This is a genomic window from Exiguobacterium sp. UBA7533 (assembly GCF_002479335.1).
Classification (GTDB): domain Bacteria; phylum Bacillota; class Bacilli; order Exiguobacteriales; family Exiguobacteriaceae; genus Exiguobacterium_A.
Map to the genome: position 1 here is coordinate 232890 of NZ_DLMP01000005.1, position 14843 is coordinate 247732.

Below are 14843 nucleotides of genomic sequence, written 5' to 3' on the forward strand. Positions count from 1 at the left end.
TCATTTTTCATACTGCTCGAATAAAGGGAGGATGATGTCACGACCCGTTGCTGATAAGTGAATCGACACGTCACGCTTTGGATCCTTTAAGTAGATGTCAGTCTTTTTGACGCGTTTATCAAGATAGACTTCGTACTGTTGACCAGTCACGCCTTTTCGGAACGTCAAGTATTTCCACTTCGCCCTCTTGCCCCGCACATCAGCCTGTTCACTCGTCTTGATCGCTTTTTTTAATTTCCCGGATTCATCACTTGTCATCATGATCATGTTTTCCCAATCAATATCTTTTTCCGAAAAATGATTTCCTCGATCATCTTCTTCAAAACGGATATGCGAAAACTGTTTTTGATGGAACAGTGTCTCGTTTTGGTTTTCCGCAACGTCGTCGTCTGTTGTTCGATCCGGTCCTTGGACTTGGAGTTCAGTCGGTTGTTGCATCGTATGGCGAATCGATAATTCGTAGCGGAATTCGCGTCCGTTTTTCTCCGTTGCGATGACCGTTCCATAATGCTCCGGCGTGCCGTCACCCGGAACGAATCGGACCTTTCCTGGTTGTTTCATTGAATGGATCGGGTGTTCCGCACGGCGTCCACCATACAACTGCGGTATACGAACCGAAACGTCGTATGTCGAATCGTATTGTTGATTGTAGACGAGATAGAGATTGACATCACGGGTGAACGGTGTCAGAGAATTCGCGTATGCGAAAGTCGTCGTCCGTGCATCTTTTTTTGTGACATCCGTTGCCTCGATGACGAGGTAACCTGATCCTGGAAGTTCTAATTTTCGAGCAGAATGGTCTGCGATCTTCTCATCAGGATTGAACCAGTCGTCTTTTTTTAATACAACAGGCTTCATGCTAAAGTTCTTCCGTTGTGGAGTCAGAGTAGTCTTCTTGAAGATGTCTTCTTTCTTTGGTAACGGATAATACCCATCTTTAGACGATGTCTGACAATATAAATACGTCTTTTTCCCAGCTTTCACGTAACGAACGGTTTGACTATCATAATCTTCGAACGGATTCGTCATCATGACGGAATAGATGTTACCGACAGCGTAATTGACGGGTGCATCGCTCGCTTTAGACGCACACGTTTTTTGAATGACGGTTTGCTCTTTAGCTGACAAAGTGCGAGATTCTTTTTCGTTGAATTGCCCTCCATCATACATTTGTGATAAGTAATCCCATTTAAAATTCGGGGCGTCACTTTGGCAACCGCTTAATGCTAGTGTCGCTCCAAGTGTTAGTCCGATCCAGTAACGTTTATTCATTGATTGAGCACCTCACTAAGTGCTTCACTTGTCGTACCTGACAGCTTCGCACCTTTCTTTGATCCCGGTTTGACCACATAGATTTCAAGCTTTTTAGCTCGTTTGCGTTCGAATAGTTCGAACGTTTGACTTTTTCCTTTGCGGATCAAGGTCAATTTTTTCTGTTTCAGCTTTGTTCCTTGTGGCTCCATCACATCGGTCTCTTTTAATTCTTGAGCCATTTTTTTTGCTAGTTTATCCGGAATGGCCGAGATGAATTTAAAATCGTTATCGACGAGCTGCTTTGGTGAGTCGTGAATGTAACCGACATATGTGGTTGGTGATGCATCAAGAAAGCCATATTTGTAATTCGCAGGTTTTTTGTAGGTCTGATTGAGACGCATATATAGCGATGTTTCTTGAACGATTTTGCCTCCTTCTTTCTTCCAAACAGTCGCAAAAGGAACCGTCTGTCCCACTGAAAGCGTAGCAGGAAGTTGTTTTCGCTTGATTTGATACGATTGCCCCATTACATGGTCTTGAATGACGGATGGAATTCCGATACGATCACCACTGGTCATGAGTTCGATCGATGTGTGCTGCAAACCACTATTCGGAATGACACGAAAAGCTAAATTCAATTCGGAACCGGCTCGGGACTCGGTCGTCTCAAAAAGTGTTTGTTCTTTATCCTTATTTTTGTCTTTCATGAAGAGAACGAATTGTCCTTCCGGTGGTAAGGACAATTGATACGATGGGAAAAGGTAACGACCAAGTCCTTTCGTGTCTTTACTTTCTTCATTTTCTTGTTTTTGTTGATCCGTCACTTCTTTTGGGACAGGCTTAAAGCGAACGTCTGTCGATTTAGCTTTAAGCGGTTGGTTCGACCAATCGACGAATGGGTAATCACTGCGCTTGATTTGGTGGATCGCATAATCCGCGTGGCGAATCGGCTGACACGCCAAATAGTCCTTTTTTTCGTCTGACAGGAAACGGACGTGTTGGAACTCGCGCCCTTGGACACTCGGAGGCAGGAAGTATAAATCAAATCCTTCGTGTTGCACATATCGATCAGGTAAGTGCTTCATGTCTGGTTTTTGCTGACAAGCCTTCAACAAAGCCGCCGTTTGTTTTTTCGGGAGATCCGGTATCTCTTGACCATCAAAGGTAGTCGAGATACCGCCCCAGTAATTAGCATCATATGTAAGATCTAAGTATTGTTCTTTTCCGCATCCGGCAAGAAGAACTGCTCCTGCGAGAATACCAGTATGTATATAGCGTCTCATGAAAAACCTCCTCTATACGATTGTCTGTATTTTACCATATTTTCTATAATAGACAGAATTTTCTATAACGTTTCAACATCAAGATGTTTGACATCCCTCGACTCGGGAATAATAGATGCATGCATGGTCAATCTATTACTATGGGGGTTTTATGATGGGTACATTCATTCAAGCAGTTGATGGCACGAAGATTTACGTTGAGGATGTCGGATCGGGTCAACCGGTCGTCTTTTTACACGGCTGGCCAGCAAACAACAACATGTTCGAGTATCAAAAGAATCTGCTCGTCGAAGAAGGGTACCGTTACGTTGGAATCGATTATCGTGGTTATGGCAAATCAGATGCGCCGGCAACGGGATATGACTATAAGACGATGGCGTCCGACGTTAACGAAGTCATCGAACAGCTGAAATTAACGAATGTCACGTTGCTCGGCTTCTCGATGGGAGGAGGAATCGCCTTGTCCTATCTCTTGCAATACGGGGACTCAAAAGTCAGTAAACTTGTTCTCGCTGGAGCTGCGGCACCTGTCTTTACACAACGCGACGGCTATCCATACGGAATGACGAAAGTAGAAGTCGATGCTTTGATTGCCGATACGAAACAGGATCGTCCGTCGATGCTCAAAGGATTCGGTGAAATCTTCTTTGCGAAGGAACATCCAGAACCGCTGCAACAATGGTTCCATGGTCTTAGCATCGCCGCTTCATCCCACGGAACGATTCAGTCAGCAATCGCCTTGCGTGACGAAGACTTACGTGGAAAACTCGAAAACATCAAAGTTAATACGTTAATCATCCACGGTAAAAAAGACCAAGTCTGTCCGTTCGAGTTTGCGGAAGAGATGCAAAAGGAAATCCCACATGCGCGCCTCGAAGTCTTCGAAGAGAGTGGACACGGGATGTTGCTTGACGAACAAGAGAAGTTCAACGAGACATTACTGGCGTACGTTAAAGGAAATCAAACCGTCTAATTCAACAAGCCATGGACACGCGTCCATGGCTTGTTTTTGTGTACAGAAAAAGCGTGCGCCGGCGCACGCTTTTAAGAGCGATACTTCCGCATGAACCGTTGATCGATCCAGCGCTTCAGGTACCAACCGAACGGGTGCGTCGAATAATGACGACCATATAGGGAAACCGCATGACGCGGTCCCATCGATAAAATCGTCAAATAGTTCGTTTGCGGACGATAGGTTTGCAGTGCTTCTTCCTCTAGGTATCGTAAAAGGTTCGTAAGCAAAATTGGCGCTTGTCGGACAGCTGTGACACCATTCTTCGGAATGTCGGGGTAGGCGACGAGGGTCGCCGCGTCACCCGCAGCAAACAAACTTGGATGATCGAGTGCTTGTAACTGTTCATTGACGAGTAAAAATCCGTCTTCGGTGAAGAGATTGCTGTCTGCAAACAATGCCGGAGCTTTGGCACCCGTCAAGCGGACGATTGCATCTGACTCGATTGGTGGATGATGCGTAAAGCGGAGTGGTAGTTCGTCATCTATAGGACGTTCCCGGATCCAGTACACTTCGAGTTCTTTTAACCGTCTCGTAATAGCTTCCGCTGCCGGATGACGAGAAAGGATATCTGGATCCGTGATCAATGTGATCGGTACACCCGCCGCTTTCAAGGACGCCGCCATCTCGACGGCAGCTGCTCCGCTCCCAATCACGACCGGACGCTTTGCTTGTTGCAGTCGCTTTAATGTATCCGGTAACCGGTAATTCGGTTTAATCGATAATCGCGTCGTATCTTCCGACCAGTCGAATGAACCGATATTCGTTGAGACGACGTCATAGGTGTAACGTCTGCCGGATGCACCGAAGACGACCTTTTCAACAGGGTCGACTTTGATGACGGTCTCCTTGATGAATGGTTTATCATAGGCACGACATAAGGCGGCGACGTCAATACGCATCTCATCCATGTCGTATGTTCCGTCAGCAAGTCCAGAGTACATGCCCGAGTAATATTGGTACGTCGAGGCGTTCAGGACCAGCCACTCGACGTCTTCTGTTGGTCCGTGTGTAATGCAATGCAGGTGAGCGTGACCTGCACCAATCAAGAGGATACGTTTCATGTCGTTCTCCTTCAATCTGTCTTGCTAGAGTGTACCCGGATACGGGTGGCGGTAATCATAGCCAAAAGACAAGACTGATGAATAGGAGGATGATCACGAGATAAATAATATCCTGACGCTGAACGACCGGTACCTCGTAATACGTTCGCTCTGCTGAAAAGTGACGGGCTTCGAGAGCAATCGCCATCCGTTCTGCCCGCTGGATCGATCGTGAGAAGAGCGGTAAGCCAATTGAAAGAAATCCATCACCAGGAAAGCGACTGTGCACATTGCGAATCATCCGGACTTGCCGCAAAACGCGGACTTCTTCGACCAGTTGCGGCAGAAAGCGAATCCCGGCAAGGAATCCGTAAGCAAAGCGGGGCGATAACTTCGCCTGATGGATCAAGCTCATTACGAAACGGGTCGCGTCGGTCGTCGTGACGAAAGCGAGGCTCAAGCAGACGAACGTGGCCATCCGCAAGGCAAGTAACCAGCCGTGCGCGACGCTTTCCGACGTGACATGAAACCAACCAAACGACCAAAGAGTATTCGTTCCTTTGCCGAAAGCCGCCATCATCCAGAACGTCAATAAGAATAATAGACTATACGGCGCAAGTCGCTTCAAGAAATCAAAAGGACCCCATCCGGAAAGGAGTAGCAGTGCGATAGCAAAACTCAGGAATACTAACGTTTTGACCCAGTCATTCGTTGCAATCAAGGCAAACATGATCAAAAACAATCCGCTTCCCTTAATGACGGGATTGAGTTTAGCGAACGGGGACACGTTCGTTTGCATCACGTTTCACCTCCTGGAATTGGTACGAAAGTGGACGTTGTAGCTGACAGCGCTCGAGTAATGGAACGTCAGCGAACAACTCGCTTGGGCGACCGTCAAAAGCAATCCGTCCTTGCTCCATGACGAGGACACGATCCGCATACCGGGCGACGAGCTCCACATCATGCGTCGCCATGACGAGTGTCGTACCGTTCTGTTGTTCCATCTGTAACTGTTCCATTAAGCGTCGTGTCGTCAATCCATCTTGTCCGAAGGTCGGTTCATCGAGCAACAATAAGTCTTTCGTTTGTCCGAGCATCGTTGCGACGCTGAGCCGTCGTTGTTGCCCCGTACTAAGAGCAAGTGGTGACTGCTGTTTGACAGATGTCAGTTCCAGCCGTTCGAGCAACGCCGCGCGCTTAACGTTCGTCGTTGCCCGGTGGCTCCAGTCGATTTCCGCTTCGACCGTCAGCTTAAGAAACTGCAGATCCGGTTGTTGAAAGACATAGCCAACGTGCTCATAAAAGCGACGCCGGGAGTAACGATGAACCGGACGTCCCTGGAGCTGATACGTTCCACGATTGGGAAGCAACCGCCCGAGTGTCGCAAGCAATGTACTTTTCCCAGATCCATTTGCCCCAAGCAGCATCACCCATTCTCCTGTCTGCAGGGAAAATGTCGCATCGGTCAGCGGATATGGTGCTTTCGTCGATAATGCAGCGACGTGTAACAAAGAGCGACCAGCTGTAGCGACGGGGGAAGGCACATGAAGTCGCGCCGCTTGCGGTCCATCTATGGGTAATGTCTCTAACGTATACGGATACAAAGAGGGAACGGCAATACCTTTCGTTTGAAGCTCTTTGTAATCTTGGGGGAACAGATCCCGTGGATCTGCTGTCGCAGTAATCGATCCGTCCTCAAGCAAGACGACCTGGTCGACGTACGACAAACAGACATCGAGTTGGTGTTCGATCAAGACGATCGTTAAATCGTGTTCTTTTTGAATCCGAAAAATCAACGCCATCAGCTCATGTTGTCCGATTGGATCAATCTGAGCCGTTGGTTCATCGAGTAATAAGATCGTCGGCTCAAGTGCTAGGACCGCTGCGAGCGCGAGACGCTGTTTCATTCCACCGGATAGACTCGCGATCGGTGTCGAGAAGGGGAGGGGGAGACCGACGAGTGCGAGTAAGCGTTCAATTCGTTCATCCATCTCCACGCGCGGAATCGAGCGATTTTCTAAACTAAAAGCGATTTCGCGTCCGATCGTCTCCATGCAGAACTGTTCTTCTGGATTTTGAAACAAGATTCCGACCGAACCGGACCGGGTAACGGTACCAGTCTGTTCGACTTCAATCGTTTCCGGTGTCAGTCCGGCAAGGGCATGAAGTAATGTCGTCTTGCCACTCCCACTTCGTCCGAGCAGAAGGGTCGTCCCTTGCTCAATCGTCAGCGATACATGATTGAGCACCGATTTCATCTGACCGGGATAGCGGATGCTGAGGTCGTCGACAGTAATCATGCGATTTCTCGTTTCGCACTTCCTGCCGCAAACCCGTTCAAGACACCAGTCGCAACAAGGCGACGGACGAGAATGGCTGCAAGCAAGCCACCGAGTAATGCGCCGCTGATCAATTGTAAGCCAGTTGTCGCAAGCAACGTCGTCGTTGTGTAGTAACCGAATCCGTTCGCGATTAGACTATAAACGATGCTACCAATCGCGGCTCCAACACCCGATAACATCAAGGTCCATGTGTCATAATGACGGTAACGCGTCATCGCGAAGACGAGTTCCGCACCAAGTCCTTGGCAGACTCCGATCAGAAGAGCGGATAAACCAAAATGACTACCTGTGAACAGTTCGACGGCTGCCGCGACGACTTCCGCAATTAAAGCGGCACCTGGCTTTTGAATGATTGCTGCGACGAGCGGACTCGCAATGATCCAGATGCCAAACATCCAGTTGGCACCGACAGGACCGAAGATCGCTGAGATCGGTAACCAGAGTGTTGACCAACCAAGATAGATGACGCCGCAAGCGACGGCGAGCATCATCATGACCATGATTTCTTTCATTTTCCAGTGTTGCATTAGATACGTCCTCCTTTGAATGGGGGAGACGCCAAAAAAGACCGCCCTCCGTAAAAAAGAGAGCGGTCCTCAGAAAAACTGCGCGCAGCAGGAGTCATTGGATGTGATCGCTCCACTTTCCTACGCTAGTATGAACTAGATCAGGTTCGAAGGGTCCGAAGTGAATCGTCTCAGCCAATTGGGCTCCCCTAGTGGATATGGTAATAGGTGATACGCTGTTCACTTTAGGCAATCCAGCGTCTGTTGTCAAGACACAAAAAAACGATACGCCGCAAAGGGCGTATCGTTAAATGACTTATTTATTGTCTTCGTTCTCTTCAGCTGTTTCTTCTGAAGACGCTTCTGTTGCTTCCGCTTCGTTGTCTTCGCCAGCTTCTGCTTGTGCCTCTGCTTCCTCGATTTCTTCAAGATCCTGCTCGAGTGTCGATTCGACGACAGCTGCGACTTGAATATCGCCTTCTGTAACGATGCGGAAATCTTTTTGTTCTGGAAGATCGGCTACAGAAATCGAATCGCCGATTTCGAGGTTCGTGACGTCGACTTCGACGTTCTCTGGTAATTTATCTGGTGTAGCGGCGACTGTTACTTTAAAGAGTGTTTGTGATAGGAAGCCACCAACTTTTGCACCGGCTGCTTCGCCAACGAGTACAACGTCTGCTTCGACTTCTGTTTCTTCATCCATTTTCACGGCGATGAATTCAACGTGATCGACTGTTGGTGTGAAGACATCCATATCACGGCGATTGATCAAGACGTTAATATTTTTACCATCGAGTTTGAGTGAAATCAAGACATTTTCACCGTTTTCTCGGACGATTTTAAGCAATTCTTTTTCTTCAAATGCGATTGGTGTACTTTCCACTTTGTAACCATACACGACGCCAAGAGCTTTTCCTTCATGACGCAATTGTTTACGGAGTGAGCGTGGACGTACCTCGCGTTTTTCGGCTGTTAAATTAACTGACATGTTCATTTCCCCCTTGAATTTGGTATAGCCCTCAAAAGGTAATGAATGTAGGAGCAGGACGAATCCTGAACAATATGAATCATGCTAAGACAATCGGTTTCAGACTCTCATGAATCTGACGCTTTCGTGACTTTGCATTTCTCTCCCAGGTCATTACGCTGATATTGAGAAACATGTGTGAGTAAGTCACCGGTTTGATGCGGTGCTAATGAGTTTATACCCCTATGTTTTAAATCCATAAACCTCTTTTTTATCTTTTTGAAGTCGAAAGACCTCCAAACCGCTTGAAATCAGGGGTTGAGAGGTCTTTCGTTTTTTTCATTCTTTATGATGATTCGTTGATTTTCACGAACTAAAACACGAACGAGACGTTCAATTTGCCGCATCGTCGTCTGTCCCATCGTCGAAATTTGAAGCCACTGATTGTAAACGAGATAGTCGCTTTCGTACTGGACGTGATACCCCTGAATGCGCAGAGCGTCGCCTAAATCGGTTGCGGACGGATGAACGATCGTCAGTATTCCCGGCGCTTGTGCTTCTTGTTGTGCGAGGAGTTGGAATCCAGTTGCGCGGACGGCTTGTTCGAGATAGGTCATCTTGATTGCTGCTTGATTAAGATCGAGGGCATCAAGCGCTGCCTGACAGGCAAGCAACAGGTTCGACGAGCCGGAAAAGGCAACCCCTTCCGCATAGAGTCCTAAATCCAGATAACGGGGAATACAGAGAGAAGGTAGGACGCGATCTGCGTGACCAATGAACGCAAGACCCGGTAAACCACCAATCGCTTTCCCGGAAACAGTCGTGACGAATTTGCAACCAGCGTATGAGAAACGTCCGGTTCCAACAGCGCTGATCGCATCGACGACGAGTGCGGTTCGTTGATCTAACAGCACTTTTACTGCATCAAGATCATAGAGAACACCCGTTGACGTCTCACAATGCGTCAACCAGATCCAGTTGTATGCCGTTTGCCTCAATTGATGAGCGAGTTGCTTCAAGTCGATCGGGTGACCGGGGGGAAGCGTATGGACATCAAAGGACTTGCCGGCACGTGACGCGTGATCAATCAAGCGTTGACCGAACTCGCCGCCGTTCAGGATCAATCCATGTCCAGTGAGTTGTTGCGCGACAATATTATTGGCGAGCGTACCGCTGCCGACGGCCATCGAGACATGTGGCAAATCCAGCAACTGACACATTCGGCCACGTAAATCTTGATCGAGCTGCCGCATCGAGGCCGTCCGATGTGGACGCGGTGCTTGTTGCGCCGCTTGACGGACCGTCGGCGCAACCTCGACCGGACCGGCTAGAAAATGCAGGGGACGTAAGACATCCGCGATGACGGATCGTTCGTATGTTGCGCGCGACAACAACATCGGTACAAACTGGGCGTCACCACTACCAAGCGTAGCTGCAATCGGTGTGAAGCCGAACCGCGCGTATAGTTTTGCTTCCCGCGTCGTACCACTGATATAGACATGATCAATCGTCTCCCGCTCGAGGTAGACCATTAAAAAGCGCATCAATTGCATGAACGTACGACTATTGCGGTATTCGGGACGAACGCTAAGTAAGCGGATTTCCGCTGGGTCCGTCAGTGTCTCTTCTAGCGTCACGCCCTTTTCCTCAAGCGAAAAGGGACGATGCTTTCGAATGGCGATCATCGCGACGAGTCGATCGTCTTCCTTACCGATCAAGTAAGTGTTCTGATCATGGAATCGATCAATTCGTTTCCGTTCGATGTTCGGTTGATGTTGCGGAATCTCTTCTGTAAAGGTGAGGTAGTTCAATTCATGGATTGCTTCCGCGTCGTCCGCAGTTGCAATGGAAAAGTCGATCATGGAGACGTCCTCCTTATGTAATGGCTGGCTTGTGGAGTGCATCATGAGCCCACAGGACAAGTAGACTTACGGCAACGGTACACAAGATATTGACTGACCCTGCGTCTAAGAAGACGGGTAGTAACGGAAGTAAAACGACCGGAATAAGCCCCGCTTTGACACTATCTTTCGTTACGAGATAAGACAAACCGAGTATGCCTAATCCGGCAAGATATGCCCATGGCGTGATAGCGAAGACGATTCCGGAAAATACAGCGTACCCTTTACCGCCGCGTCGTGGGTGAAACAACGGAAACAAGTGACCGATGAGCACGGCGAGGGCGACCGGATAAAACGTGTCAGTGATCTGCAACGCAAGGACTGTCTTCGCGGCATCAAACAGATAAACGAATAAAAAAGCCGGAAGCCCACCGGCACGATGGGCATTGCGGGCACCGATGTTTCCGGAACCGACCTGTGCCAAATCGGTACGACTAATGTACTTAAAGAGCGTACCACCTAAAATACTACCGATGAGATAACCAAGCAGGAGATCAAGGATCACCGTTGTTCCTCCTTTGTCGTTACGAGATGAACGAGTTCCTTGACGGTCAAGGCGTCACTGTCTGGAGCCGTCAGGACGGCATCGACCATTTTGGCTTTTCGATCTTGTAATTCCGTCATCTTCTCTTCGATCGTTCCGCGTGTCAGCAATTTGATGACCGTCACGTCAGACTGTTGTCCAAGCCGATGGGCGCGATCGGCTGCCTGTTGTTCGACGGCCGGATTCCACCAGCTGTCAAACAGGATGACGGTATCAGCGGAGGCGAGGTTGAGTCCCGTTCCGCCAGCTTTAAGCGAAATCAAGAAGAGATCGACTTCACCGTCATTGAACCGGTCGCATAACGCGACCCGGTCTTCGAGCGGTGTCTCACCCGTCAATAGGAAGTGGGGGAGGTGACGTTGCGCGAGATCCGAACGAATGCGCTCGAGCATTTGCGTATACTGCGAGAAGATCAAGATCCGTTTTCCGGCTGCTCGTTTTTCTGCAATCAGTGAGAGCAGACGCGTTCGTTTCGTTGCTTCCCCTGTGTACCCCTCGACGAATAATCCCGGATCGTTGCAAATTTGCCGCAACCGCGTTAAGCCCGCCAGTAACTTCAAACGATCTTCACGTTTCGTTTCGTCTAAATGCTGCAGCGTCTCGAGTTGCAATTTGGCGAGATACGACGCATATAACCGTTTTTGATTCGGTCCGAGCTCGACATAATGATGCTCGATCTGCTTCTTTGGTAAGTCCTGTAAGACATCTTTTTTCTCACGCCGTAATAAAAATGGTTGAATGAATTGTTGCATGTCATCAAACGACCATTTCTCAAACGTCGCTAAATCCGGCAGTAATTCCGGAAACAAGACATGGAAGATCGACCAGATATCGCGCGGCCGATTCTCAAGTGGTGTTCCTGTCAAGGCGAACCGGCGTTTTGCTTGCAGATGTCGCAGTTGACTGACCGTTTGTGACTGCGGATTCTTCAAGTGCTGTGCTTCATCAAAGAAAACGACGTCATATACAGGATGGCGACGGACGTCGGTCCGAAGCGTCGTATAGGAGACGATCGTCACTGTGTTTTCAGCCAAGTACTTCAGTTCGGAAAGTCGGCTAGTTTGAGATCCCGTCACGACATGAACCGGTCGACCGGGTAAAAAGCGCTTCAGTTCCGCCTCCCAGTTGCGGAGCAGTGATGCTGGTGCGACGATCAGTGCACGACTATCCGAAATCGTTGCTATATAACCAATCGCTTGAATTGTCTTTCCAAGCCCCATCTCATCGGCCAAGATGCCGTGACATCCTTGCGCGTCCAAATTCTTCAGAAATTGAATGCCCGTCCGTTGATACGGATAGAGTTGTGACTCTAATGAATTCGGCAAGTCGAGCCGGAATCCTTGTCCGGATTTCAATTCGAACCATTTCTCGAGCAAATCGGCATGGAGATGCAGGATGGAGGCACCGATCAGATGCTTCATGTTCCGGACGGCAGGTAAGACGAGTCGCCCGTCGCGTAAGTCGCGTTCACTCGCTTCCATCTGGGCGAGAACCCGTTGCAACTGCTGAAAGGCTCGTGTCTCTAAAGATACGAACTGTCCGGATTTCAAGCGATGATAGCGTTTTTGTAAGACGAGCGACTCCAGGACACGTTTCAGCTCGTCTTCCGGAATCCCATTCATCGAAAAGTTGAATACGAGCCAGTCGAGGCGGTCTGTCACGTCGACTTCGATCCGCGGATGAAAGGGTCCTTTTGGTAACGTCGTTCGGATGGCTTGCGTTGCAAATAACTCCAGTTGACCGAGCGCAACCCGTTCGTCAAGCAGACTCCGCAAAAAAGCATACTGCGCGGCATCACTGGTGATGACATAGTGCGAATTCGATGGTGTTGCTTGGAATTCACGTAAATAGCGTAAGACACTTTGCTCCGTTACCTGATCGCGCCCAGCGTAAATCGTCTCATCGAGCGGATTCAGCTGAATCCCTTGATAATCAAACGACACGCGGACTTCAACTTTCTGAGCCGTTCGATCGAGATGGAGCTTAGCGATCGGTGTACCGGAAACGATCCGTTCCTGTAAATCAGGACTGAACGAAACATCCGCAACCCGCTGCAAATACTCTGTCTGTCCAAGCAAACGATCGAAGTAGGGCAGGGACAGTTGATGCTGCTGTTTATCCGTCAATCGTTTGAGCGTCACGACGGGTCCAGTCAGTTCGAAATGAATCGCCACCCGACGATCAGGTGTGAGACTGCGTAAATAGTTGCGCGCGCCTGCGTCGTCGACTTGAATTGCCGTAAAAGGGCGGATTTGCGGCGAGAGCGGTGTTGGTGTGCCGTGTGCCTGCACATGATGCATCGCCAGCAAAACAGCGACGATATGTCCACAAAATGACGTATCCATCGCAAGCGACGGACAGTTACAGCCAGCGTCGACGCCGTGCGCCTTGACGCGGACCGTCACCGTGAATCGTTCCTCACCGTCTACGCTCGCTTCAATTAGCTCGTCACCCATCCGGTAATTGTGTAACGTGACCTTTCGGGCAGCGACATACTTCTTTCCCCGTCGAAAGGCATAGGCATCAGACATCTGTTTGATTTTACGTTCACTGAGCCCGTAATTCATGAGATCCCTCCTTTAGTTAACATAATATTATTATCGTTCACCATCAAATAAATCGACGGCGCGTTTTTTCTCCGAATCACCGATATGGGCATAGACCTGCGTTGTTGCGACGGATTCGTGACCGAGTAACTGCTGGATCGTCAGGACGTCGACCCCGCCGGTCGCAAGTCGTGTCGCAAACGTATGCCGTAGTTTATGTGGCGTAATTTTTTTGCGCTCTAAAAAGGGGAGGACTGGCTTCAGTCGTTCCGTGTGCCGCTGCAAAATATGCTGGACTGCCCGTGGGCTGAGTGGTTTCCCGTGTTTTTGGAAGACAGGTACGGCGCCGCTCGTTGGCATCTGATAATGGATCGCGTATTTGCGTAAGGCAATTCGTGCTGGTTTCGCAAGTGGAATCAATCGTTCTTTATTGCCTTTCCCGATGACGCGGAGCGTATTTTCGTGGAAATCGACATCGTTCCAGACGAGTTGCGTCATCTCACTTAAACGCATCCCGCTATAGCCAAGTAATTGGAATAACGTCACGTCGCGGACACGATCCCGTTCATAATGCGACGCTTCACGGGCATTCATCTCAACGTTTGACGGTAATAACTGAATCAATTCGTCCCATTCGCGTTTTGTCAGATAAACCGGTTCCCGTTTGGCTTGTTTCGGTCGATTGACTTTGGCGACCGGGTTTTCTGACAACTGACCGGTATCGACCAAATAACGAAACAGTGACTGTAACGCTGATAACTTCCGGTTGATGACGCTCGGTGCATTTTGTTTCGTTAAGGCAAGGTATTCGGCGTATGCTTCGATTCCTGCTGCATCGATCTCGACGAATGCTTCAAGCGGAATATCTCGCGCTGTTACCTTTTCACCTGACGCCGCAGCGACGAATTGGAAGAACGCTTCATAGTCATAGACGTACCGACGCATCGTTGCTAATGAGAAATGTTTGGCTGCTAACTGATCTAAATAGGACTGAATGAAGCGTGGCATCCGCTCATAACCGGGAATCGCTGGTGCTGTAGCCGAAACGGTCGTTTTATGTATTGTTTTTCCTAGGTTTTTAAATAAACTCATCCGACAATCACCCCTCTAGTAGTAGTATACCAAACGTTGATACGTCAGACACTTGTTTGCGTGAAATAGTTATTTCACGCAATGTTAAATTGTCAGACAGGGAGCGCTCAGTTGCATCGACAAGGTGCTAGACGGGTCGTTGGTCAACTCGATGCACGTGAGAATTTAACTTATTTTTAGGGGTTTAAGGGTTGTAGAGACTATTTAATAACAATAAAAGTATTATGTCACCTAAAACAATGAAAAAGAATGAATAGTCAATTTCGCTCTCAGTTGCCTCGAGAAGACATCTGATGGGTCATTGGTCGACTCATTTGATTTCAAGACGATTTCTGAAAAACGTCGAAAACGTG

The 14843-nt window shown here is 48.8% G+C and carries 12 protein-coding genes and 1 riboswitch; of the genes, 1 reads left to right on the top strand and 11 read right to left on the bottom strand.

Annotation, left to right across the window (positions count from 1 at the left end; translation table 11 throughout):
* Together B2U10_RS08685 and B2U10_RS08690 are read right to left on the bottom strand one after the other, a co-directional pair.
* Entirely contained in the window at positions 1 to 1272 is a 1272-nt protein-coding gene (locus B2U10_RS08685; RefSeq protein ID WP_290786848.1) for a hypothetical protein, read from the bottom strand.
* The gene (locus B2U10_RS08690; RefSeq protein WP_290786851.1) at positions 1269 to 2537 is read right to left on the bottom strand and encodes a hypothetical protein; all 1269 of its coding nucleotides are present in this window, start codon (positions 2535 to 2537) and stop codon (positions 1269 to 1271) included. Before B2U10_RS08690 ends, B2U10_RS08685 begins: the two co-directional genes overlap by 4 nt.
* 154 nt (positions 2538 to 2691) lie before the next feature.
* Here B2U10_RS08690 and B2U10_RS08695 point away from each other — a divergent pair, with 154 nt between their 5' ends.
* Positions 2692 to 3510 (top strand): alpha/beta fold hydrolase, encoded by an 819-nt coding sequence (locus B2U10_RS08695; RefSeq protein ID WP_290786854.1) that lies wholly within the window; start codon positions 2692 to 2694, stop codon positions 3508 to 3510.
* Between the two features lie 71 nt (positions 3511 to 3581).
* On the opposite strand, the gene B2U10_RS08700 is transcribed toward B2U10_RS08695, so the two are convergent.
* The 9 genes from B2U10_RS08700 to B2U10_RS08740 form a co-directional block, all read right to left on the bottom strand.
* Positions 3582 to 4613: an NAD(P)/FAD-dependent oxidoreductase gene (locus tag B2U10_RS08700; protein WP_290786858.1), complete on the bottom strand. Its 1032-nt coding sequence runs from the start codon at positions 4611 to 4613 to the stop codon at positions 3582 to 3584.
* Positions 4614 to 4668: 55 nt separating this feature from the next.
* Positions 4669 to 5391 (bottom strand): energy-coupling factor transporter transmembrane component T family protein, encoded by a 723-nt coding sequence (locus B2U10_RS08705; RefSeq protein ID WP_290786862.1) that lies wholly within the window; start codon positions 5389 to 5391, stop codon positions 4669 to 4671.
* Positions 5363 to 6892 carry an ABC transporter ATP-binding protein gene (locus B2U10_RS08710; protein ID WP_290786865.1) on the bottom strand — a complete coding sequence of 510 codons (1530 nt, stop codon included), beginning with the start codon at positions 6890 to 6892 and terminating at the stop codon, positions 5363 to 5365. Before B2U10_RS08710 ends, B2U10_RS08705 begins: the two co-directional genes overlap by 29 nt.
* Positions 6889 to 7461 (bottom strand): ECF transporter S component, encoded by a 573-nt coding sequence (locus B2U10_RS08715; RefSeq protein ID WP_290786868.1) that lies wholly within the window; start codon positions 7459 to 7461, stop codon positions 6889 to 6891. The genes B2U10_RS08710 and B2U10_RS08715 overlap by 4 nt, the downstream gene beginning before the upstream one ends.
* Before the next feature lie 100 nt (positions 7462 to 7561).
* A riboswitch (TPP riboswitch) is annotated at positions 7562 to 7661 on the bottom strand.
* 95 nt (positions 7662 to 7756) lie between these two features.
* Positions 7757 to 8428: a 50S ribosomal protein L25/general stress protein Ctc gene (locus B2U10_RS08720; protein WP_214728666.1), complete on the bottom strand. Its 672-nt coding sequence runs from the start codon at positions 8426 to 8428 to the stop codon at positions 7757 to 7759.
* 290 nt (positions 8429 to 8718) lie between these two features.
* Positions 8719 to 10269, bottom strand: coding sequence for a GNAT family N-acetyltransferase (locus tag B2U10_RS08725; RefSeq protein WP_290786871.1), 1551 nt, complete (start codon positions 10267 to 10269; stop codon positions 8719 to 8721).
* A gap of 13 nt (positions 10270 to 10282) precedes the next feature.
* Positions 10283 to 10813, bottom strand: coding sequence for a glycerol-3-phosphate acyltransferase (locus B2U10_RS08730; protein WP_290786874.1), 531 nt, complete (start codon positions 10811 to 10813; stop codon positions 10283 to 10285).
* Positions 10810 to 13419, bottom strand: a complete 2610-nt coding sequence (locus B2U10_RS08735) for a DEAD/DEAH box helicase (protein WP_290786877.1) — start codon at positions 13417 to 13419, stop codon at positions 10810 to 10812. The genes B2U10_RS08730 and B2U10_RS08735 overlap by 4 nt, the downstream gene beginning before the upstream one ends.
* 30 nt (positions 13420 to 13449) lie before the next feature.
* Positions 13450 to 14490, bottom strand: coding sequence for a tyrosine-type recombinase/integrase (locus B2U10_RS08740; RefSeq protein WP_290786880.1), 1041 nt, complete (start codon positions 14488 to 14490; stop codon positions 13450 to 13452).
* Between the last annotated feature and the right edge of the window lie 353 nt (positions 14491 to 14843).